The organism is Macrococcus sp. S115 (genome assembly GCF_030067655.1).
GTDB lineage: Bacteria > Bacillota > Bacilli > Staphylococcales > Staphylococcaceae > Macrococcoides > Macrococcoides psychrotolerans.
Genome location: NZ_JASJES010000003.1, coordinates 26,066 through 47,358, shown reverse-complemented (window position 1 = coordinate 47,358; position 21,293 = coordinate 26,066). Strand labels below are relative to the sequence as shown.

The following is a 21,293-nucleotide window of genomic DNA, read 5'->3' as shown; positions in this document are numbered from 1 at the left end:
AAAAACTGAGGCAATTTTGCCCCAGCTACAATTATATTTATTATTCTTCGATTGCAAATTCAGCGTTAACTTCGAATTTAGCTTCTTTACCAATCATAACGCCACCTGTTTCTAAGGCTTGATTAAAGTTGATGCCATATTTTTCACGGTTAACTGATCCATTTACGATAAATCCAGTTACACTGCTTCCATCCATTGGATTTTTATGAACACCGTTAAATTCTAAATCAAATGTTTCTTCATGCGTTTGATCTTTAATTGTTAAGTCGCCTGTTACTTTGTTTTGAGTAATAGACTTAGATACAAATTTAATCTCCGGATATTTTTCTACATCGAAGAAATCAGCAGATTTTAAATGCCCGTCACGGTCTGCATTGTTCGTGTTAATAGAATCTACTTTTACAGAAGCTGTTAATTGTAGAGATGTTAAATCGTTGATGTCTCCTGTAGCTTGTCCATCAAATTCAGTAAATTCACCTTTCACTTTTGATACCATTAAATGTTTGATAGAGAATTCTACGTTACTGTGTACTGGGTCTAGTTTAAAGTTTGTCATCATTAAGTTCCACCTTTTAAGTTTTTTATACCGATTCAGAAATGCCAGTTCATATCGTTAAATAATTATGACCTTCCATTTCGTTATAATTAATATATCAAATATAAAAATTATATTCAACTATAAAAAATATATAACAAAAGTTTTTATATTCAGATAATTCTGTCTTATTATAACATCATATTAAAAGACGATTCAAATGATAACATTGAACCGCCTCTGCTTATTATTTAATTACAGTTTGTCCACCCATATATGGAACGAGTACTTCTGGAACTGTGATAGATCCATCTTCATTTTGATAATTTTCGACTACTGCAGCAAAAGTACGTCCTACAGCCAGTCCTGAACCATTCAATGTATTTACAAGTTCAGCTTTTGCATTTTTATCGCGCTTGAAGCGAATATTTGCACGTCGTGCCTGGAAGTCTGTCATATTTGAACATGAGCTAATTTCTTTATAGGCATCATAACTTGGCAGCCACACTTCAACATCATAAGTTTTTGCAGCACCAAATCCGATATCTCCAGAACATAAAGCAATCGTACGATAAGGAATATTTAATTTCTCCAGAATACTTTCAGCTGAACGTGTCATATCTTCTAACGCAGCGTAAGAATCTTCAGGGCGTTCAAAGCGCACCATTTCGACTTTGTTAAATTGATGCATACGAATTAATCCACGTGTATCACGGCCTGCTGAACCTGCTTCGCTTCTGAAACATGCTGTCATCGCAGTAAATTTCGTAGGTAACATATCATTTGTTAAGATTTCGTCACGATAGAAGTTCGTTAGTGGTACCTCTGAAGTCGGAATTGTATATAAACCTTCTTTTTCAACTTTGAATAAGTCTTCTTCAAACTTAGGAAGTTGTCCTGTACCAAACATAGAAGCGGCATTTACGAGTTGTGGTGTCACCATTTCTTCGTATCCGTTTGCACGATGTGTATCTAACATAAAGTTCATTAATGCTCGTTCTAAACGCGCACCATCTTTCGTTAAAAATGCGAAACGTGCACCTGAAACTTTAGCAGCACGCTCAAAATCAGCCATTTTTAAATTTTCGACGATATCCCAATGCGCTTTTGCGTCGAAATCAAATGTACGTGGTGTTCCCCATTTCTTGACTTCAACGTTTTCATCCTCATCTTTGCCAAATGGTGTTTCATCGCTTACTAAGTTCGGCAAACGTACAAGTTTATCCTTCAACGTTTGAGATACTTCGTTCAACTCAGTATCAATACGCTTTATTTCTTCACCTACTTCACGCATTGCTTTAATTGCATCGTCTGCATTTTCCTTATTACGTTTTTTCTGTGCAATTTCTTCGCTGGTTTTATTACGTTTTGCTTTTAATTCTTCAGTTCTTGCTGTAAGTTCACGTGCTGCTGTATCAAGCGCTAAAATTTCATCAACGATGGAAGTATCAATTGCACGCATTTCTAATTTTTTCTTAACGAATTCTGGTTCTGTTCTAAATAATTTAATGTCTAACATTTGTATTGCCTCCTCATATTTTATATGTGGGTAACAAAAAAACCACATCCCTTGAAAGGGACGTGGTATTTACGCGTTGCCACCCTAATTAATAGTCAGTACGACTATTCTCTCAATTAAATAACGGTTAAGCCGATTTATCCTCAATGCAATGGGTAGAAATTCATCAATACATTTCGTAACTTCCACCAGCCGTTACGTCTCTTATAAAAATGTATTCACTACTTATCCCAAACAGACAAATAATATATTTAAATTTAATTTCATATTATCAAATTCATTTTAGAATTTCAACTATATCTGTTATAGTTATATGGACATTGAAACATAAAAGGAGAATGGTTATGCAGTTAATCAATGAAATACGTATACCTAGACGTAAACCTTATAGTCATAAAGGAGATTACGGACGTATATTACTCATCGGTGGTAATCAAAATATGGGCGGATCAATTATGATTGCTGCTCGTGCATGTGTATATAGCGGCGGTGGTTTAACAACAGTAGCTACCCATCATTCAAATCATACTGCTCTGCATTCCCGTTGCCCAGAAGCTATGGTTTCAGATATTAATGATATTAAACGTTTAACAAAACTTATCGAAAATGCTGATTGTATACTCATCGGACCAGGACTCGGTTTAGATTTCCAAGGAAATAATGTTCTAACGCTACTATTTCAACATATTAAAGAAGAACAGAGCTTGATTATTGATGGGGATGCAATAACGATCTTAAGCAAACTAAAACATCCATTTCCTAAATGTAATGTAATACTTACGCCACACCAGATGGAGTGGGAGCGTATCAGCGGCATCAGCATCGATGAACAGACACCAGAACTCAATCGAATAAAAGCTAATGAATTTGGAGCACATGTTATATTGAAACAACATGAAACAGAACTATACCTTAAAAGCGGTGATTATAAGATTACAGTAGGAGATCCCGCCATGGCCTCAGGAGGTATGGGTGATGCCTTGGCAGGCATCATTGCAAGCTTTATTGGACAATTCGATACAGAGGAAGCGATAAAGCAGGCTGTTTATATCCATAGTCTTATAGGAGATAAACTTGCTCGTGATATGTATGTAGTACCACCATCTGCTATTATAGATCAGCTACCTTATATGATGAAAGAATTAGAAGAGGATGAGGCATAATGCCTCATCCTCTTCTAAAACGATTATTCACTTGCCTCTATATCTTTAAGCATGTCAGGGTTGTTCAAGTCATTCTTGCGATATGTCTCTGTTTCTGGCATCTTTAATATTAAATCTTCTGCTAATGCCATCTCTACAGATACATCTTCGATTTCATAATCAAATACATGGCCACCTTCTTTACCATCATCACTCAGATAATGGACATGATAGCCACCAACACCAACGCCTTGAATGAAGTGTGGTGTATAGAAACCAAACAATGTTCCGGTAGTGTCCGTATAGTCAAAGTATCCTTGTTCTTTTACTGCCTCTACTAATTTCGGATAAGGTTTCTTCTGCTTTTTCACCGCACGTGCTTTGATAAGCTTAAACTTCCCTGTAATCTTAACCGCATGGAAATAGTTCATCCCTTGTATTTCTTCTAGGATAATTTCATCCATCTGTTCTTTATTTAATATCTCTTTGTAATTTAATGTGTGTGTAGGTTTAAATTCAATCATGCTCGCAAAAGGTGTGCGCTCTTCAGCATCCACCTCTCGTATATTTCCATTACTTTCGATGAGATAAGGCTTACCTTCTATAATAACCAATTCTCCATCTAGACCGTCCATCGTTCCAATACCATAGTTACCTGATTTCAGTACTTCTGACATCTTGAACGTGCCTTCAAATAAACCACCAACTAACGCACCCATAGTTGAATATTGATATAAATGATTCATAAGTTCCTCCTTAGTTTGTGCTATCAGGTAAAAGTTCTGCCATTAATTTAGAGTTATTGCTGTAATCTACAGGAATATCTACTACAACTGGTCCTTCTTCTTTCATTGCTTTTTCTAGAATTTCTTCTAATTCACTAGCATGAGTCACACGATATCCTTTAGCACCCATAGATTCAGCATATTTAACATAATCCACTGGGTGTAATCTCACGGCTGCACCTTTGCCATATTTACCTTCTTGCTGGAATTTAACCATATCATAGTAGCCATCGTTCCAGATTAATTGAACGATTGGTGCTTTCATTTCAACAGCTGTTATTAATTCTTGTCCTGAGAATAAAAATCCACCATCTCCTGCCATCGAAACTACTTTTTTACCAGGACGTGCAATAGACGCGGCAATCGCCCAAGGTAGAGCAACACCTAACGTCTGCATTCCATTTGAAAAGAGCAGATGTCTTGGTGCATAACTTCTAAAATAACGTGCCATATAGATATAGAGTGAACCTACATCTACAGTAACAGTTGTTTCATCATCTATTATGTCGCGTACTGCTTTAACAATGTGTCTAGGGTTAACTTTTTCACTGTCTTTATAGTTTTCAGGAAGCTCATATTTTTTTTCAATTAACTTTTGAATCTTTTCTAATATCTCTTTAGTTGTATCATCTAATTCCACATCATCTTTTTGAAGTTTTTCATTCAAACGTTGAATTGTTAAAGGAGTGTTACCGATCAATTCAGTAACTGGTGCATAGTTGTTATCGATATCACTCTGTACTTCATCAATGTGAATGATTGTTTTTTCATTTTCTGCATTCCATATAAATGGATCATATTCAATAGGATCATATCCAACAGTGATAACTAAATCAGCATGTTTTAATAACTCATCGCCAGGCTGATTACGAAATAAACCAATTCTGCCGTAGAAATTATGTTCTAATTCACGAGATAGAATACCAGAACCCTGGAATGTTTCTACAACTGGCATTGGTGTTTTTGAGAGTAATTCGCGAATAGATGCTGTACATGCTTCAGAAGAAGCTCTCATCCCTAAAAGAAGCACAGGTAATTTTGCTGATTTAATACGTTCAACTAATGCATCAATTTCGTGAACTGGTGCAGGTCCATGTATTGGAGCTTCTTTTACTTTAATAGCTTCTCCTTCTACATTATCAGCAGAAATAACATCTTGAGGAATACTTACAAACGCTGCACCTTTACGACCTTCCACACTTTCACGAAATGCATTCGTCACTGCTTCAGAAATACTTTTCGCATCTTGCGCTTCTACAGAATATTTCGTAACGTGCTTCATTAATCCAGCATTATCAAGTGATTGATGTGTACGTTTTAAACTATCTTCTCGTCTTACATTACCGCCAATGGCTACAATCGGATCACTTTCTGAGTTTGCAGTAATCAGTCCAGTAGTTAAGTTCGTTACGCCTGGTCCACTTGTCACAAGCACAACACCAGGTTTACCAGTAATACGTCCTATACCTTGTGCAATCATAGCTGCATTTTGTTCGTGGCGTGTCACAATGACTTTCGGTCCTCTATCTTCAAGTACATCAAACGCTTTATCAATTTTAGCTCCTGGAATACCAAAAACATGAGTGACCCCATGATTAATTAGAGTATCAACAAATAAATCTCCACCAGATTTTTTCATTATCATCTCTCCTAAATATAATTTTACGTTTTTTTATTACATTTTTATAATAATACTAAACATTTTTAATGGCAAATAATTAAACTGAGATATTTATTTATAAAAAAACATTATTTTAAAGCTATTTATGGTAAGAAAATAACCATTAAAATTTTCTAAAATTTTAATGGTTAAGAAATTTTATTTCATAAATTTAATCTTTATTCTTCACTATCATTATATGTTGATTGAAATTCAGAACGTTCTAACGAATCTTGCTCTGACACATCAACGGTTCCCATCACATGACCATCTTCAACCTCTATAGTTTCATCAACCGATTCTTTGGCTACTTCAGTTAAATCTGCACCTTGTTCTGCAATAACTTCGCCTGGTTCTTTATCCGCATCCATCACTTCTTCTTCTTTTTCCACTTTAGCGACAGTAGCAACAAATTGTCCTTCATCAAGTCGAATCAAGCGTACTCCTTGTGCAGATCGACCATTTTGTGAGAATTCTGTAACATCAAGTCGAATAATTACACCATGGTCTGTTACAATCATAATATCTTCGTTACCATTCACAGTAGTGACACAGACAAGATTTCCGTTCTTCTCAGTGATCGTGGCTGTTTTAATTCCTTTACCCCCACGATTTGAAATTCGATATTCACTTTCTTTCGTACGTTTTCCGTATCCATTCTCAGTAACCACCAGCACTTCATGTTCGCCATTAGATTCTATTACATCTAATCCGATAACTTCGTCACCTTCACGCAGACTGATACCTTTAACTCCTGCAGCTGTACGACCTAAAGGACGTAATTTATTCTCTTCGAAACGAATAAGTGAAGCGTGTTTTGTTCCTATAATCAGTTGCTTATTACCATCTGTTAGTCTAACAGCAATCAGTTCATCTTCTTCTCTAAAGTTAATAGCTATCTTACCGTTTTTGTTAATACGCGAGAAGTGAGATAAATTAGAACGTTTAATCACTCCATGTTTCGTCGCAAATATAATATAAGCATCTTCACGCTCAAGATTTTTCACTGCAATCATCGTACTGATGGATTCATCTTTGTCCAATTCAATTACGTTAACAACCGGAATACCTTTTGACTGTCTTGAAAGTTCAGGTATTTCGTATCCTTTTACTTTATACACACGCCCTTTGTTCGTAAAGAACAGGACATTATCATGTGTAGAAGTTGTTACCATTTGACTGACGAAGTCTTCATCCAAAGTATTCATACCTTGAATTCCTCTTCCACCACGATGCTGTGCACGATAAGTGGAAGCTGGAAGACGTTTAATATAGTTATTACCACTTAATGTAATCACGATATTTTCTTCATCAATTAAATCTTCATCTTCAAGATCTTCAAATCCTCCAGCAACTATTTCACTACGGCGTTCATCTCCATATTTATCACGAATTTCAATTAATTCATCGCGGATGATTTGCAGTAACTTCTCTTCATCTGCTAATATGGCGCGGAGTTCGTCGATATACTTCAACAGTTCTTGATACTCAGACTCAATTTTATCTCTTTCCAGACCTGTTAATCGACGTAAACGCATATCAAGGATTGCCTGTGCTTGACGCTCTGATAATTTAAATTGATCTTGTAATCCTTGTAATGCTTCAGCATCGTTACTAGAGGCTCTAATTAAAGCAATAATTTCATCGATATGATCTAGTGCAATTCTTAATCCTTCCAGAATATGTGCGCGATCTTCTGCTTTTTTTAAATTATAAGCAGTTCGTCGGCGAACAACAGTCTTTTGATGTTCGAGATAATGATAAATTGCCTGTTTAATATTTAATACTTGTGGCTTACCATTTACAAGGGCAAGCATATTCACACCAAATGATGTTTGAAGTGGTGTCTGCTTGTATAAATTGTTAAGGATTACACTTGCATTTGCATCACGACGTACATCGATAACAATACGTACCCCTTCTTTCAAACTTGTTTCGTCACGAAGATCTGTAATGCCGTCCACCTTTTTATCACGTGCTAATTCAGCAATTTTCTCGACTAATCTCGCTTTATTTACTTGGTAGGGAATTTCTGAAATGATAATTGTCTCTTTACCATTCGGACGCATCTCGATCAATGTCTTTGCGCGCATAATTACAGATCCACGTCCTGTTTCATATGCTCGGCGTATACCGCTTCGTCCCAATATAAGCCCAGCCGTAGGAAAATCTGGTCCTTGAATGAACTCCATTAATTCAGGAATAGAAATATCAGGATTTTTACTTAGTTCTAATACACCATTGATGACTTCTGTTAAGTTATGTGGAGGAATATTTGTTGCCATACCTACTGCAATACCAGAAGCTCCATTTACAAGTAAGTTAGGAAATCTCGACGGTAATACAACAGGTTCGCGTTCATTTCCGTCATAGTTATCTGTAAAGTCAATTGTGTCCTTATTAATATCACGCATAAGTTCCATTGCAATTTTTGACATACGCGCTTCCGTATATCGCATTGCAGCCGCTCCGTCGCCATCCATAGACCCGAAGTTACCTTGACCATCGACAAGCATGTAACGGTAGCTGAAATCTTGCGCCATACGCACCATTGCTTCGTATATAGATGAATCTCCATGCGGATGATATTTCCCCATTACATCTCCAACAATACGCGCAGATTTCTTGTATGGTTTGTCTGGTGTCATTCCTTGGTTGTTCATGCCGTAAAGTATTCGACGATGAACAGGTTTCATGCCGTCACGTACATCCGGTAATGCACGAGAAACAATAACACTCATTGCATAATCTAGAAATGAATCTTTCATTTCTTTGACGATATTTTGCTCCTTTAATTTTGAATCATGGTCTAAAGTCATAGATGGCGCCTCCTTAAAATACTATCTTTATACATCAACGTTTGCGTATTCTGCATTCTCTTCAATGAACGTACGACGATGTTCTACAACGTCTCCCATCAGCATCTCGAAAACTTCATCCGCTTCAATCGCATCGTTTAATGTCACTTGTAACATTGAACGGTGTTCTGGATTCATAGTCGTCTCCCATAACTGATCCGCATTCATCTCTCCTAAACCTTTATATCTGGCAAGTTGCCATTTCGGTGTCGTCGGCAATTCTTTTCTCAATTTATCAAGTTCACGTTCGTTATATACATAATATTTTTTCTTACCTTGTTCCACTTTAAATAATGGAGGTTGTGCGATATAAATATATCCTGCTTCCAGTAGAGGTCTCATAAATCGATAGAAGAATGTAAGCAATAATGTTCTAATGTGTGCACCGTCCACATCAGCATCTGTCATAATAACAATCTTATGATATCTAGCTTTAGAAATATCAAATTCTCCACCAATACCTGTACCCATTGCTGTAATCATAGAACGGATTTCATTATTTCCAAGAATTCGATCAAGTCTTGCTTTTTCAACATTTAAAATTTTACCACGTAACGGTAAAATAGCCTGCGTCTTAGAGTCTCTTCCTGATTTCGCTGAACCACCCGCTGAATCTCCCTCTACGATATATAATTCACTAATGGATGGATCTTTGCTTGAGCAATCCGCAAGTTTTCCTGGAAGACTGGAAATTTCAAGTCCTGACTTACGACGTGTCACTTCACGCGCTTTCTTCGCTGCAAGTCGGGCACGCGATGCCATAATCCCTTTTTCCACGATAATACGTGCAATTGGTGGATTTTCTAATAAGAAACGTTCAAAGTTTTCTGCAAACAAGTTATCAGTAATTTGACGTACTTCTGTATTACCGAGTTTTGTTTTCGTTTGTCCTTCAAACTGCGGGTCTCCATGCTTAATGGAGACGATTGCAGTAATCCCTTCACGTACATCTTCTCCAGATAGCTTCTCATCGGCTTCTTTAATCAATTTATTCTTTACACCATAACTATTGATTACACGAGTTAATGCACGCTTAAATCCATCTTCATGTGTACCACCTTCATAAGTATGAATATTATTTGCATAGCTCAGAAGATTTGTTGAATAGCCATTGTTATATTGAATTGAAATCTCTACTTCAATCTCATCACGATTATCATGAATATAAATCGGTTCTGGGAATAGGACTTCTTTAGATTTGTTCAGTAATTCAACGTACGATTTAATTCCACCCTCATAGTGGTATATATCATGACGAATTTCTTCTTTATCTCGTTCGTCCTTAACTTCAATCTTGATACCTTTATTTAAGAAGGCAAGCTCTCTAGTTCGTTTTTGAAGAATTTCGTATTCATATTCTGTTGTTTCAGAAAATATTTCTGAATCCGCTTTAAAACGAATGACAGTTCCAGTCTTATCGGTTTCTCCGATTACCTTTAAATCAAATGCTGGTACACCACGGTGATATGCTTGATGATGAATCTTGCCATCTTTATGAACATATACTTCCAATGTAGACGATAAGGCATTAACAACTGATGAACCAACGCCATGCAGTCCCCCTGAAACTTTATATCCGCCGCCACCAAATTTACCACCAGCATGCAGTACAGTTAAAATGACTTCAACCGCAGGACGACCCATTTTTTTCTGAATATCTACCGGAATACCACGACCATTATCCGTAACTTTTATCCAGTTATCTTCTTCTATCGTCACTTCAATATGATCTGCATATCCAGCAAGGGCTTCGTCAATACTATTATCAACAATTTCCCAGACAAGATGGTGTAACCCCCTTGATGCCGTAGAACCAATATACATACCAGGACGTTTTCTTACCGCTTCTAATCCTTCTAGTACCTGTATCTGATCGGCACCATACTGATCTAAATTTTGTTGTTCCACTATGTTCACCTATCCTTTAGTTAGTCGAAATCTGTCCTTCTAATACATTGAATAATTTCGCTCTATTGATTGTTTCGTGTTCAATACCTTCTACTGACGTTGTCGTCACAAATGTTTGAACTTTATGTTGTATTGTCGTTAACAGGTGCGTCTGTCTATCATCATCCAACTCACTTAGTACATCATCCAGCAATAAAATTGGATACTCTCCAATTTCCTGGTTAATAAGTTCAATCTCTGCTAATTTGATAGATAATGCAGTTGTACGCTGCTGGCCCTGCGAACCATATGTCTGTACATCAATATTATTTATTTTAAAGCTTAAGTCATCACGATGCGGTCCATATAAGCTTTGAGTTCTTTCAATCTCCTTGTCCATATGCACATTTAATATACGAATCGTTTCCTCAAACATCTCCTGCTCAGCTAATTCATAGTTCAAGCTTGCATTGTATCGTAAAGAGAGGTGTTCTTTATCTTTTGTAATGCCTGTATGAATCGGTATTGCTAATGCTTCTAGCTGTTCGATAAACTTTTTTCGTCTCAATGTTAACTTCACTGCATATTGGGCAAACTGTTCATTGATAACTTCAAGCATTGTTTTATCATTACTACTCGATAATTTCATTTGCTTTAACAAATGATTTTTCTGCTTTAATAATCGCTGATAACTTGATAAGTCATTTAAGTAAATGGCAGATATCTGACCTATTTCCATATCGATAAATCTTCTTCTTATTTGTGGGTTCCCTTTGACTAAATTCAAATCTTCAGGAGCAAAGAGTACAACATTCATATGACCAATATATTCCGTTAATCGTTTCTGTTCTAAATAGTTTACTTTAGCTTTTTTTCCTTTTTTAGAGATGGACAAAGATAATGGCATAGTGCCATGTTTGTAAGACAACATACCTTCGATATGACTAAATTCATGTCCCCATCCTATCAGCTCTTTATCATTAGAAGTGCGATGGCTTTTAGCCATTGCGAGACAGTAAATTGCTTCAAGTAAGTTTGTTTTTCCTTGTGCATTAATGCCTATGAAAATATTTACTTCATCACTAAAATTTAATTCCGCAGTTTCATAATTTCGATAATGAGTTAGCGTTAACGTCTTTAATTTCATTCTGTCGTCTTATACGTGATCTGATATGTTTCACCTTCAACTTCCAGTAAATCATCCTGAAGCAACTTCTTACCACGTCTATTTTCCGGTTCTCCGTTTAAAACTACAGGATGATCCTGCAAATACCATTTCGCTTGTCCACCTGTAGAAATAATGCCTTCTGATTTCAGAAATTGTCCTAGCGTAATTTCTTTATCAAGTTCGATAATATTTATCATTTCACGGCTCACTCCTATCATTCAGTCATTATATAATTATACCGTTAATTCACAAAAAATGCATGTGTTTTAAAAGAATAAAAAGCGTTGGAATAAGATATTCCAACGCTTTTACACATAAATCATAATTATTGAAGTTTAATTTGCATAATTTTCTTTTTTTACACACAACATAGTTATTGTAATTAGTAGAAATGCGATGCCCGCTAAAAAAGGAATCGTGACAAATCCAAAATAATTAATATACTGAGCACTACAAGGCACTCCTCCAACACAAGGTTTAACCTCTGCAAATCCTGGTATCTTCTGCTCCATATAATGATAACATGAGAAGCAGAAACCTATGATAGAGAAAGTCATTATTAAATATTTATAATGATAAGTGTGATTAAATACTGCAAACCCTGCAATAATCACTATAGGATACATAAGTATCCTCTGATACCAGCACATCTCACAAGGAATAAAATGACGTATTTGAGAAAAGTACAGACTTCCCAATGTGGCGACAAGTGCAATTACCCAGGAAATATAGAAGTATGTAGTATTTTTCATTGTTTAACTGCCTCATCGATTACTTTGTCCACTTCAGCAGGATCCATTGGATTTTTAACTTCTTTTCCGTTTACAACGATCGTCGGTGTCATTGTCACATTATGTTTTTCAACGAGATTGATATCCTTTTTAACTGCTGCTTTTTCTTTTAAAGCTTCAACATCTTTTACAAGTTGGTCTACATTACTGACAGCGGCAGTTTTTGCTGCTTTCTTAACAGCATCAATCGTCAACCATTCTTCTTCTGTATCAGGTTGCATTTCGAATAATGCCTGTTGAAATGCACTATACTTGTCAGGTTCTTGTTTAATCAATGTTTCAGCGGCCAGACTCCCAAGCATCGATCCTTCACCATGAAATGGTGTATTAATGAAATACAGCTTAGCTTTTCCGCTATCTATGTATTTCTTTTTCAAATCTGGTTTGATATCTAATTCAAACACCTTACATGCAGGACATTTAAAATCTCCAAATTCTATGATGGTCACCTTTGCATCATCTTTACCAATCATTGGTTGATCTTTAATATCGATTTGATCTAATAATTTTAATCCTTGCTGATTGTTTGTATCTGCAGTACCTAATGATTCCGTATCTACGGAACTTTCTTTCTTATTCTGGTTAAAAATGATCAATGCAGCAATGACGCCAATAACAAGCAGAGTCATTATCATCGTAAAAATCAGTGAGCCTTTATTTTTCATAACTATCTCCTATAAAATTAATTGATAGTATAAATTTTATATTAATTAACCAAATTTTGCACGTGAATAATCATTAAGATTTTGTGACATTATTTAGTTTTAAGTGCACGTTTGAAGTTTTTAAGCATACTTTTATCTGTACTGAACACACTTCCTTTATATATTTTAGCGGCGATAAAGAGTAGCAAAATGATTGTAACAATACAAACAATTATACCTATCATAATCTCGATATCACTCGTTTTAGTTGAAATCGTTCTGAGTAACATGATTTGAGGTGTGAAGAACGGAATATAACTTGCAATTTTTACAAGTAATGTATCTGGTTTAGATAAACTAAACATCGCAATATAAAAAGCAATCATATTTAGCATCGTTATGGGCATAATTGCCTGTCCTATATCTTCGATACGGTTTGTCAAAGATCCAACAATCGCACTAGAACTTATATAGATAAGTAATCCCAATATTAAAAAGATGATTGTATATATTAATATCCTTATATTTTCTGGACCAAAGGTAAACCCTAATTCACTGACGGTTTCTTCCAGGCTAAATGCATATATACAAATGATAATAGCAATGGCGTATATCATCATCTGCGTCACTGCCACAGCGATTACACCTAATATTTTAGCCATTAAGTGGGTAATCGGAGAGATGCTCGTAATAATCATTTCGATCACACGCGAAGATTTTTCTTGAGCAATTTCTGTAGCAATTTGACTTCCGTAATTAATCGTAATAATAAAAATTAAAAATAAGCCTGCATAAACTAGTGCCGTATTTAGCGCTTTACTTTGTTCTGATACGTTATTGTTCGCATCTTTAGGCTTAATAACTTTATCTGTAACTTTTGCTTCACTCATCACACGGCTTAAATCATCTTGTGATAAATTTAATGATTGTGCAATATTGTTACTTTGAAATGCTGTTAAAGTTGAACGCACTGCACCCATCACACTGTCACTTGCGTATTCGGTTGAATATACTTTTGCTTCAATTGTTTTATCTTCGTTTTCCTTTATGTCAATTAAATATTTATAAGTTTCATCTTTAATCCCTTCTTCACCTTTTTTAAAATCCACAATTTTTAGTTTCTTTTTCTTGTCAAGATTATGATAACTTTCTTTAAAAGCTGTTGCCAAAGCTTTATCCGAGCTTGAAATTACAGTAATTTCATCTTCACTCCTATCAAAGAAGTCATAAATTTTATCAGCATTACTTAATCCAACGAATATAATAATCATGAATAGCGTCGAGAAGATAAAGGATTTACTTGATATTTTCTTCCAATATGTCAGCCAGAATGTCGGTATAAATTTATCCAATCGCACCACCCACTTTCTCAATAAAGATGTCGTTCAGAGAAGGTTCATCAACTTGAAATCTTGTTACAAAACCTATGTTTTTTACCGCTTCAAAAACAATGGGTGCAATCGATTGATCTTTAATCGTTAATCTTACATCATTTTTATTTTGTTTGAACTTTATAACACCCTCAATTTCAGCGAGATGACTAAAATCATGGTCCCCTTCGATAATAATTTCTTTCTTTCCAAAATCGTGTTTCACTTGCTTAATATTACCCGAAACAACCGTCTTGCCTTTATTTAATATGCACACATAATCACACATTTCTTCTACGTGTTCCATACGATGTGAACTAAACACAATCGTTGCTCCATTGTCGTTCATCTCTTTTACTGCTGATTTAAGAATTTCAACGTTTACTGGATCTAATCCACTGAATGGCTCATCTAGTATTAATAATTTAGGATTATGTATAATTGCTCCGATTAATTGAATTTTTTGCTGATTACCTTTTGATAATTCTTCAATTTTTTTATGTTTATTCTCCGGTACTTCGAAACGCTCTAACCAGTAATCTAACGCTTGATCAACTTCTGACTTTTTCATACCTTTTAAACGTGCCAAATATTGAATTTGTTCCGAAACTTTCAATTTCGGATTTAAACCACGCTCCTCAGGTAAATATCCGATATTATCTGTCATTGAATAATTAATCGGTTTTCCATCAAACGTAATTGTCCCTGATGACTTTTTTAACAAACCAAGAATCATCCTGAAAGTTGTTGTCTTACCTGCACCATTCCCACCAAGAAATCCGAGCATTTCTCCTTGAGGAACTTCAATATTGACATTATCCACAGCTTTAAACTCTTCAAACTGCTTTGATACATTTTCAAGTTTTAACATAGACATCTCCTTTATTGTATTTACTAACAATATTATACAATTTTTAGTATAAAAATTTCAAAATATAATAAAAAAAACTGAGCAATCGCTCAGTTTTAATATGTTCTAATCGGTAAAATCAATTGGATTAAATTATCGTCTTCGTCAGGTTTTAGAATGAAAGGTCTCATCGTTCCAAAGAATTCAACACGTACATCATCAACATCGATTGCACGCAACGCATCCATCATGTACTTAGAGTTAAAAGAGATTTTAATTCCAGTTCCATCGAATTTAGATGTCTTTACATCTTCCTTTACAGTACCTATTTCAGGAGACGTAGATGATAATTCTACCGCATTGTCAGTTGCAGATAGCTTAATGACATTATTTCCGCCTTCACGCGCTAATAACGATGCACGATCTATAGCATGGAAAAAGTCACCATTATTAATTGAAAGTGCTGTTTCTGAGATTTCAGGGAATAATCTCGATGTATCTGGATAATTTCCTTCAAGTAAACGAGAAATAAAGTTAATATGTCCAAATTTGAATAAAACTTGGTTCGCTGCAAAGAAAATATCAATCGTATCTTCATTATCTCCAATAATTTTATTGAGTTCGCTTAAAGCTTTCCCAGGAATAATGACATTAATTTCGTCGATATTCGTATCTTCTAGTTTTAGTTTACGTAAAGCTAAGCGATGTGAATCTGTTGCAGTACAGTTTAATATATTATCTCTTATCAGCCAGTTAACACCTGTTAATACTGGACGTGTTTCTGACGTGGACACTGCAAAATTTGTTTGCTTTATAATGTTTTTAAGAACTTTTACAGGTAATGTGATTGCTTCTTCTTCACTTACTTGTGGTAGAAGTGGATATTGATCAGAATCAATTCCTGAAACATTGAACTCTGATTGCCCTGATGTGATTTTTGCCTGGAATTGATCATTCGTTTCAATGGTTACTGTGTCAGCAGGAAGTTTTTTTATGATATCAACAAAGAATCTACCTGGCAGTACGATTGATCCTTTATCTTCTACTGTAAGAATTTCTTCATGATTGAGTTCTGAATGAATTGTAATTTCGATAGATACTTCAGAATCTGAACCGGTTAAGACAAGTCGGTTATCAAACACATCTAATTTAATACCGGTTAAGACAGGTAAAGTTGTTCTTGGTGAGATTGCTTTTAATGTGTCATTTAATTGTGCTATAAAGTAGTCTCTTTGAATTGTAAATTTCATAGATAAATCTCCTTAATTGATATTTATAAGTATATAATATCTTTTTTAAAATAGTAATAATAGTAATAGGGGCTGTGAATAGGTGGATAAGTGGATAAATGATTAGAGTCTGTAAGTATCCACATGTGCATAACTTGTGTGTAAGCTCAGCACTATTATCCACAATATCCACAATTAGCTGGTGATATCTTTTTCGATATTTTTCAGTTCGTTCTTTAAGCTCTCGTCTGTTTCCAGTTGATTTTTTATCTTTTCATGTGCGTGTATCACTGTAGTATGATCTCGTCCACCAAATTCTTCACCAATCTTTGGTAAAGAGAAGTCTGTTAGTTCACGTGCAAGATACATTGCTATTTGTCTAGGAAAAGCAATCGATTTCGTACGTTTCTTAGCACTAAAATCTTCGAGACGCACATTATAATATTCTCCGACTGCAAGTTGAATATCCTTAATCGTTACTTTTTTAGGCTTACTAGTAGCAATAATATCTTTTAATGCTTCAGCGACAAGATCGGAATTAAGTTCACGATTTACAAGTTTTGAATATGCAGAGACACGTGTTAAAGCACCTTCTAATTCACGAATATTGGACTGAATTTGCGTAGCGATATAAAGCATTGCTTCGTTCGGGATATCAATATTTTCTTCTTCTGATTTCTTTCTTAAGATAGCAATTCTAGTTTCCAGATCAGGTGGCGTTACATCGGTAATTAATCCCCACTCGAAGCGGGTACGAAGGCGCTCTTCTAATGTTGGGATTTCTTTCGGTGCACGGTCACTAGAAATAACAATTTGTTTATGGTTCTGATGTAACTCATTGAAAGTATGGAAGAATTCTTCTTGGGTAGATTCTTTACCAGCAAGAAACTGAATATCATCAATTAAAAGAACATCCACATTTCGATATTTTGATCGGAATTCTTCAGTCTTGTTATCTTTAATCGAATTAATAAATTCATTCATAAACTTTTCACTAGAAATATAAACAACTTTCGCATTTTCTTTATGCTCCATCACGTAATGTCCAATTGCATGCATGAGGTGCGTTTTACCAAGTCCTACACCACCATAGATAAATAGGGGGTTATAAGCTTTTGCGGGCGCTTCTGCGACAGCTAAACTTGCTGCATGGCTGAATCGATTTCCACTGCCGATTACGAACGTATCAAATGTATTATCTGTATTTAACTGATTTGGTAATAGTTCCTGATTTGTTTGCTGCATCTTTCTTACAGGGACTTCTTTTTCATTATTCGTAAGTTCATCTTCAGAAGAAATCACTTTTATATTGAGTTTTTCTCCGATCTCTTCGATAAATGCTTCTTGAATAAAATCAATATAATTTGTTTGCAGCCATTCTGAAATAAAAGAAGTAGGTGCCTGAATCACTACTTGATGGTTATTTAACACTTTAATTTTTGTATCTTTAAACCATGTATCATAACTTGCAGGTGCAAGCCTATGCTTTATATTTGCGAGTACTTTTTCCCAAATGGTATCTATTCCGCTCATAATATATCCTCTTTCTAATCAAAATTCTTTTTTAGTTATACACATAATATCTAATTGTGTATAATATTAATAACAAGTTCAAAATTAATTATCCACAAGTTACACACAAATTGTGGATAATTAATCAGGAACAACTTTATCCACAGAAAATATAATCAAATCTTATCAAAAAAAAGTAATAATATCAATATGTTTAAATGGTTATCCACAAAATTATACTTAATCACACACGTTATAAAAATGAGCTGTGGAATTTAGGAAAAACCAGTGGATAACTTTAAAAGGCTAAAAATAGGCTATTAGTTATCCACAAAACCATTAAAAATATATGTGGATAAGTGGATAAGCATAATAAAAATTAAAAGTTGCTTAACATATAGAAATTTGGTATACTCCAATAGTTACTATAAATCACTAGGCGAAATTCTAATAAGAATCGATAGATGAAATTTCATTTAATGGAGGTGTTTTTAAGTGGTAAAACGTACTTATCAACCAAATAAACGTAAACATAGTAAGGTTCATGGATTCCGTGCACGTATGAGCACGAAAAACGGACGTAACGTATTAGCGCGTCGTCGTCGTAAAGGCAGAAAAGTATTATCAGCATAAGATCACTGAACATTCAGTGGTCTTTTTTTTGTTTAAATAGGATATAAATTTTAGTATAATAAATAAGAATATGTAATGATGATGAGATGGTGTATAAAATGGAGAAAGCGTATCGTATTAAGAAGAATGAAGATTTTCAGAAAATCTATAAAAATGGTAAGTCTGTAGCGAATCGCCAGTTTATTATATATCGTCAGAAAAATAGTGAAAATGAGCATTTCAGACTCGGTATTTCAGTTTCTAAGAAAATTGGTAATGCTGTCACTCGAAATAGAATAAAGCGTGCGATAAGAGAAAGTTTTACGAAACATAAAGAAGATATTATTAAAGATGATTTTATTGTAATCGCCAGGCAACCTTCTAAAGAAATGACAACGAATGAGATCAATAAAAGTTTGGAACACGTAATGAAGATTGCCAAAGGTTTTAACAAAAGAATCACTTAAAGACGGAGGAAATCTATTGTTAGAACAAACCTTTATTGATGTTACTGTAGAAGATGCAATTAAAAAAGGATTAGATATCATGAATGTTTCTGAAAGTCAGGTGAAGATTGAAGTATTGAATCCTGGAAAGAAAGGGATATTCGGGATTGGTAAACAAAATGCAGAGGTTAAGCTCATTATAATTGATCCGGAAGTAAAACGCGAAAAAACGAGTATACCTATCAAAGAGCAATCTTCAGATAAGAATATAGATGACACGCCTAAAGTTACAATGCCTGAAAAGAATATTGAGATAAAGTCAAATAGAAATCAACAATCTCTGGAATCGGTTAAAGAGTATGTATTGCAAGTTATTGCTGCTATGGGATATGAAGCTTCTATGGAAATTATCTATAAGAATAAGGATGAAGTTATTATGAATATTTCATCAGCAGAAGCATCTCGAATAATTGGTAGACGTGGTCAAGTTCTGAATAGCTTGCAAGTCCTTGCACAAAACTATTTCAATCATCTTGAAAAGGGATTCGTCACAATTACGTTAGATATCGAAAATTATCGAGAAAAGCGAAGAGAAACGTTGCAGAATCTAGCTTTAAATATGTCAAAAAAAGCCATAGCGACTGGTGAGCCAATTAAATTTGAACCAATGCCGAACTATGAGCGTAAAATTATGCACCAAATCCTTGGAAAGATAGAGAACATTGAAACATATTCAGAAGGTAGAGAGCCTCATCGTTACCTTGTCATTCGTTCAAGATAATATTTACTTGATTAACTCTAAAAACGATTGTTTTTAGAGTTAATCTGTTTATGCGATGCAAAGTGATTTATTATTCGTAAGATTAAGCTTAAAATTTAAAAGAATCAAAGGAGGGAATTTTATGGAATTGGATACTATTGCAAGTATTTCAACACCCATGGGTGAAGGTGCGATTGCGATTGTCCGCCTATCAGGTAGTGATGCCGTATCGATTGCGGATAAATTATATAAAGGCAAGTATCAATTAAATGACGTTGCATCACATACGATTAATTACGGGCACATTATAGACCCAGCGTCGAAAGAAGTTGTTGAAGAAGTGATGGTCGCAGTGATGCGAGCGCCAAGAACATATACGCGTGAGGATATCGTGGAAATTAATTGTCATGGCGGAATTATGACGGTTAATCGTGTGCTTGAACTCGCACTTACGAATGGAGCAAAACTTGCTGAACCAGGTGAATTTACAAAACGTGCTTTCTTAAACGGAAGAATTGATTTATCTCAAGCCGAAGCCACGATGGATTTTATTCGTTCTAAAACAGATCGAGCAAGTCGTGTTGCAATGCAGCAGATTGAAGGACGTTTAAGTGTACTGATTAAAGGTTTAAGACAATCTATCCTTGAAATATTAGCTCAAGTAGAAGTGAATATTGACTATCCTGAATATGATGATGTTGAAGAAGCTACCAATACATTTTTAATGGAAGAAGCGCGTAAGATTGAAGGAAGTATTACGAATCTTTTACAAACAGCTAATCAAGGTAAAATTTTAAGAGAAGGATTATCTACAGTAATTGTTGGTAAACCGAATGTCGGAAAAAGTTCGATGCTGAACAACTTAATTCAAGATAATAAAGCTATCGTTACAGAAATTGCAGGAACGACTCGTGACGTGCTGGAAGAGTATGTGAACGTGCGTGGCGTGCCACTAAGACTTGTAGACACGGCGGGTATCCGTGAAACAGAGGATATCGTTGAAAAAATCGGTGTAGAACGAAGTAGAGAAGCGCTTAAGAAAGCAGATTTAATATTGTACGTATTAAATAATAATGAAATTTTAACAGAAGAAGATTATAAGTTAGCAGAAATAATAAAAAATGAAGATGTAATCGTGATTATTAATAAGACCGATTTAGAAAATAAATTAGATTTAGAAGAAGTTAAAACGATGGTAGGGAATGCACCAATAGTTAAGACTTCAATGCTATCACAACAAGGAATTGAAGAACTCGAAGAACAGATTCGTACATTATTCTTTGCTGGAGAAGTGTCAAATCAAGATATGACATATGTATCAAATGCAAGACATATCAGTCTACTTAAAAGTGCAAAAACTTCGATTGGTGATGCGATATCTGCAGCAGAATTAGGTGTGCCAATTGATATGATTCAAATCGACCTGATAAAAACATGGGAATTACTCGGTGAGGTTATTGGTGAGTCTGTCGACGATGGGCTTATTGATCAACTCTTTAGCCAGTTCTGTCTCGGAAAATAAGGA

The 21,293-nt window shown here is 35.0% G+C and carries 19 protein-coding genes and 1 other annotated feature; of the genes, 5 read left to right on the top strand and 14 right to left on the bottom strand.

Going from position 1 to position 21,293, the window contains the following annotated elements; genetic code table 11:
* Window positions 1-40 precede the first annotated feature (40 nt).
* Entirely contained in the window at window positions 41-556 is a 516-nt protein-coding gene (locus tag QNJ52_RS05310) for a YceI family protein (RefSeq protein WP_219494789.1), read from the bottom strand.
* Between the two features lie 226 nt (window positions 557-782).
* On the bottom strand, window positions 783-2,054 hold the full coding sequence (gene serS, locus QNJ52_RS05305) for a serine--tRNA ligase (RefSeq protein WP_219493441.1): 1,272 nt from the start codon (window positions 2,052-2,054) through the stop codon (window positions 783-785).
* A 53-nt stretch (window positions 2,055-2,107) separates the two neighbouring features.
* Window positions 2,108-2,301, bottom strand: a binding site (T-box leader).
* A gap of 97 nt (window positions 2,302-2,398) precedes the next feature.
* Between serS and QNJ52_RS05300 the strand changes: the two genes are divergently transcribed.
* Window positions 2,399-3,217, top strand: a complete 819-nt coding sequence (locus QNJ52_RS05300; RefSeq protein WP_283722029.1) for an NAD(P)H-hydrate dehydratase — start codon at window positions 2,399-2,401, stop codon at window positions 3,215-3,217.
* 23 nt (window positions 3,218-3,240) lie between these two features.
* Here QNJ52_RS05300 and budA read toward each other — a convergent pair whose 3' ends face one another.
* The 12 genes from budA to dnaA form a co-directional block, all read right to left on the bottom strand.
* Window positions 3,241-3,942, bottom strand: a complete 702-nt coding sequence (gene budA / locus QNJ52_RS05295) for an acetolactate decarboxylase (protein ID WP_283722028.1) — start codon at window positions 3,940-3,942, stop codon at window positions 3,241-3,243.
* A 10-nt stretch (window positions 3,943-3,952) separates the two neighbouring features.
* Complete coding sequence (gene alsS, locus QNJ52_RS05290) at window positions 3,953-5,620, bottom strand: acetolactate synthase AlsS (RefSeq protein WP_283722027.1); 1,668 nt, start codon at window positions 5,618-5,620, stop codon at window positions 3,953-3,955.
* A 200-nt stretch (window positions 5,621-5,820) separates the two neighbouring features.
* Window positions 5,821-8,460: a DNA gyrase subunit A gene (gene gyrA / locus QNJ52_RS05285; protein WP_283722026.1), complete on the bottom strand. Its 2,640-nt coding sequence runs from the start codon at window positions 8,458-8,460 to the stop codon at window positions 5,821-5,823.
* Window positions 8,461-8,487: 27 nt separating this feature from the next.
* The gene (gene gyrB, locus QNJ52_RS05280) at window positions 8,488-10,416 is read right to left on the bottom strand and encodes a DNA topoisomerase (ATP-hydrolyzing) subunit B (protein WP_481817290.1); all 1,929 of its coding nucleotides are present in this window, start codon (window positions 10,414-10,416) and stop codon (window positions 8,488-8,490) included.
* 7 nt (window positions 10,417-10,423) lie between these two features.
* Window positions 10,424-11,533: a DNA replication/repair protein RecF gene (gene recF, locus QNJ52_RS05275; protein ID WP_283722024.1), complete on the bottom strand. Its 1,110-nt coding sequence runs from the start codon at window positions 11,531-11,533 to the stop codon at window positions 10,424-10,426.
* On the bottom strand, window positions 11,530-11,751 hold the full coding sequence (gene yaaA / locus QNJ52_RS05270; protein ID WP_041635745.1) for a S4 domain-containing protein YaaA: 222 nt from the start codon (window positions 11,749-11,751) through the stop codon (window positions 11,530-11,532). The genes recF and yaaA overlap by 4 nt, the downstream gene beginning before the upstream one ends.
* Window positions 11,752-11,889: 138 nt before the next feature.
* Window positions 11,890-12,306, bottom strand: coding sequence for a disulfide oxidoreductase (locus QNJ52_RS05265; protein ID WP_219493433.1), 417 nt, complete (start codon window positions 12,304-12,306; stop codon window positions 11,890-11,892).
* Complete coding sequence (locus tag QNJ52_RS05260; protein WP_219493432.1) at window positions 12,303-13,010, bottom strand: DsbA family protein; 708 nt, start codon at window positions 13,008-13,010, stop codon at window positions 12,303-12,305. The genes QNJ52_RS05265 and QNJ52_RS05260 overlap by 4 nt, the downstream gene beginning before the upstream one ends.
* A gap of 89 nt (window positions 13,011-13,099) precedes the next feature.
* Window positions 13,100-14,341 carry an ABC transporter permease gene (locus QNJ52_RS05255; RefSeq protein ID WP_219493431.1) on the bottom strand — a complete coding sequence of 414 codons (1,242 nt, stop codon included), beginning with the start codon at window positions 14,339-14,341 and terminating at the stop codon, window positions 13,100-13,102.
* Window positions 14,334-15,236 (bottom strand): ABC transporter ATP-binding protein, encoded by a 903-nt coding sequence (locus tag QNJ52_RS05250; RefSeq protein WP_283722023.1) that lies wholly within the window; start codon window positions 15,234-15,236, stop codon window positions 14,334-14,336. The genes QNJ52_RS05255 and QNJ52_RS05250 overlap by 8 nt, the downstream gene beginning before the upstream one ends.
* 89 nt (window positions 15,237-15,325) lie before the next feature.
* Window positions 15,326-16,459, bottom strand: coding sequence for a DNA polymerase III subunit beta (gene dnaN, locus QNJ52_RS05245; protein WP_219493430.1), 1,134 nt, complete (start codon window positions 16,457-16,459; stop codon window positions 15,326-15,328).
* 174 nt (window positions 16,460-16,633) lie between these two features.
* A complete protein-coding gene (gene dnaA / locus QNJ52_RS05240) occupies window positions 16,634-17,971 on the bottom strand; it encodes a chromosomal replication initiator protein DnaA (RefSeq protein WP_219493429.1) in 1,338 nt (445 codons plus the stop codon).
* A 474-nt stretch (window positions 17,972-18,445) separates the two neighbouring features.
* Here dnaA and rpmH point away from each other — a divergent pair, with 474 nt between their 5' ends.
* From rpmH to mnmE, 4 genes are all read left to right on the top strand, one after another.
* Window positions 18,446-18,583, top strand: a complete 138-nt coding sequence (rpmH, locus tag QNJ52_RS05235) for a 50S ribosomal protein L34 (RefSeq protein ID WP_041636245.1) — start codon at window positions 18,446-18,448, stop codon at window positions 18,581-18,583.
* Between the two features lie 98 nt (window positions 18,584-18,681).
* A complete protein-coding gene (gene rnpA / locus QNJ52_RS05230; protein WP_015912456.1) occupies window positions 18,682-19,029 on the top strand; it encodes a ribonuclease P protein component in 348 nt (115 codons plus the stop codon).
* Window positions 19,030-19,045: 16 nt separating this feature from the next.
* The gene (gene jag / locus QNJ52_RS05225) at window positions 19,046-19,789 is read left to right on the top strand and encodes an RNA-binding cell elongation regulator Jag/EloR (protein ID WP_283722022.1); all 744 of its coding nucleotides are present in this window, start codon (window positions 19,046-19,048) and stop codon (window positions 19,787-19,789) included.
* 121 nt (window positions 19,790-19,910) lie between these two features.
* A complete protein-coding gene (gene mnmE, locus QNJ52_RS05220) occupies window positions 19,911-21,290 on the top strand; it encodes a tRNA uridine-5-carboxymethylaminomethyl(34) synthesis GTPase MnmE (protein WP_219493428.1) in 1,380 nt (459 codons plus the stop codon).
* Window positions 21,291-21,293: the final 3 nt, after the last annotated feature.

What these genes read in the sequence shown, in the direction of transcription:
- QNJ52_RS05310 (WP_219494789.1), bottom strand. Translation starts at nt 556, where the DNA reads ATGACAAACTTTAAACTAGACCCAGTACACAGTAACGTAGAATTCTCT.
- serS (WP_219493441.1), bottom strand. Translation starts at nt 2,054, where the DNA reads ATGTTAGACATTAAATTATTTAGAACAGAACCAGAATTCGTTAAGAAA.
- QNJ52_RS05300 (WP_283722029.1), top strand. Translation starts at nt 2,399, where the DNA reads ATGCAGTTAATCAATGAAATACGTATACCTAGACGTAAACCTTATAGT.
- budA (WP_283722028.1), bottom strand. Translation starts at nt 3,942, where the DNA reads ATGAATCATTTATATCAATATTCAACTATGGGTGCGTTAGTTGGTGGT.
- alsS (WP_283722027.1), bottom strand. Translation starts at nt 5,620, where the DNA reads ATGAAAAAATCTGGTGGAGATTTATTTGTTGATACTCTAATTAATCAT.
- gyrA (WP_283722026.1), bottom strand. Translation starts at nt 8,460, where the DNA reads ATGACTTTAGACCATGATTCAAAATTAAAGGAGCAAAATATCGTCAAA.
- recF (WP_283722024.1), bottom strand. Translation starts at nt 11,533, where the DNA reads ATGAAATTAAAGACGTTAACGCTAACTCATTATCGAAATTATGAAACT.
- yaaA (WP_041635745.1), bottom strand. Translation starts at nt 11,751, where the DNA reads ATGATAAATATTATCGAACTTGATAAAGAAATTACGCTAGGACAATTT.
- QNJ52_RS05265 (WP_219493433.1), bottom strand. Translation starts at nt 12,306, where the DNA reads ATGAAAAATACTACATACTTCTATATTTCCTGGGTAATTGCACTTGTC.
- QNJ52_RS05260 (WP_219493432.1), bottom strand. Translation starts at nt 13,010, where the DNA reads ATGAAAAATAAAGGCTCACTGATTTTTACGATGATAATGACTCTGCTT.
- QNJ52_RS05250 (WP_283722023.1), bottom strand. Translation starts at nt 15,236, where the DNA reads ATGTCTATGTTAAAACTTGAAAATGTATCAAAGCAGTTTGAAGAGTTT.
- dnaN (WP_219493430.1), bottom strand. Translation starts at nt 16,459, where the DNA reads ATGAAATTTACAATTCAAAGAGACTACTTTATAGCACAATTAAATGAC.
- dnaA (WP_219493429.1), bottom strand. Translation starts at nt 17,971, where the DNA reads ATGAGCGGAATAGATACCATTTGGGAAAAAGTACTCGCAAATATAAAG.
- rnpA (WP_015912456.1), top strand. Translation starts at nt 18,682, where the DNA reads ATGGAGAAAGCGTATCGTATTAAGAAGAATGAAGATTTTCAGAAAATC.
- mnmE (WP_219493428.1), top strand. Translation starts at nt 19,911, where the DNA reads ATGGAATTGGATACTATTGCAAGTATTTCAACACCCATGGGTGAAGGT.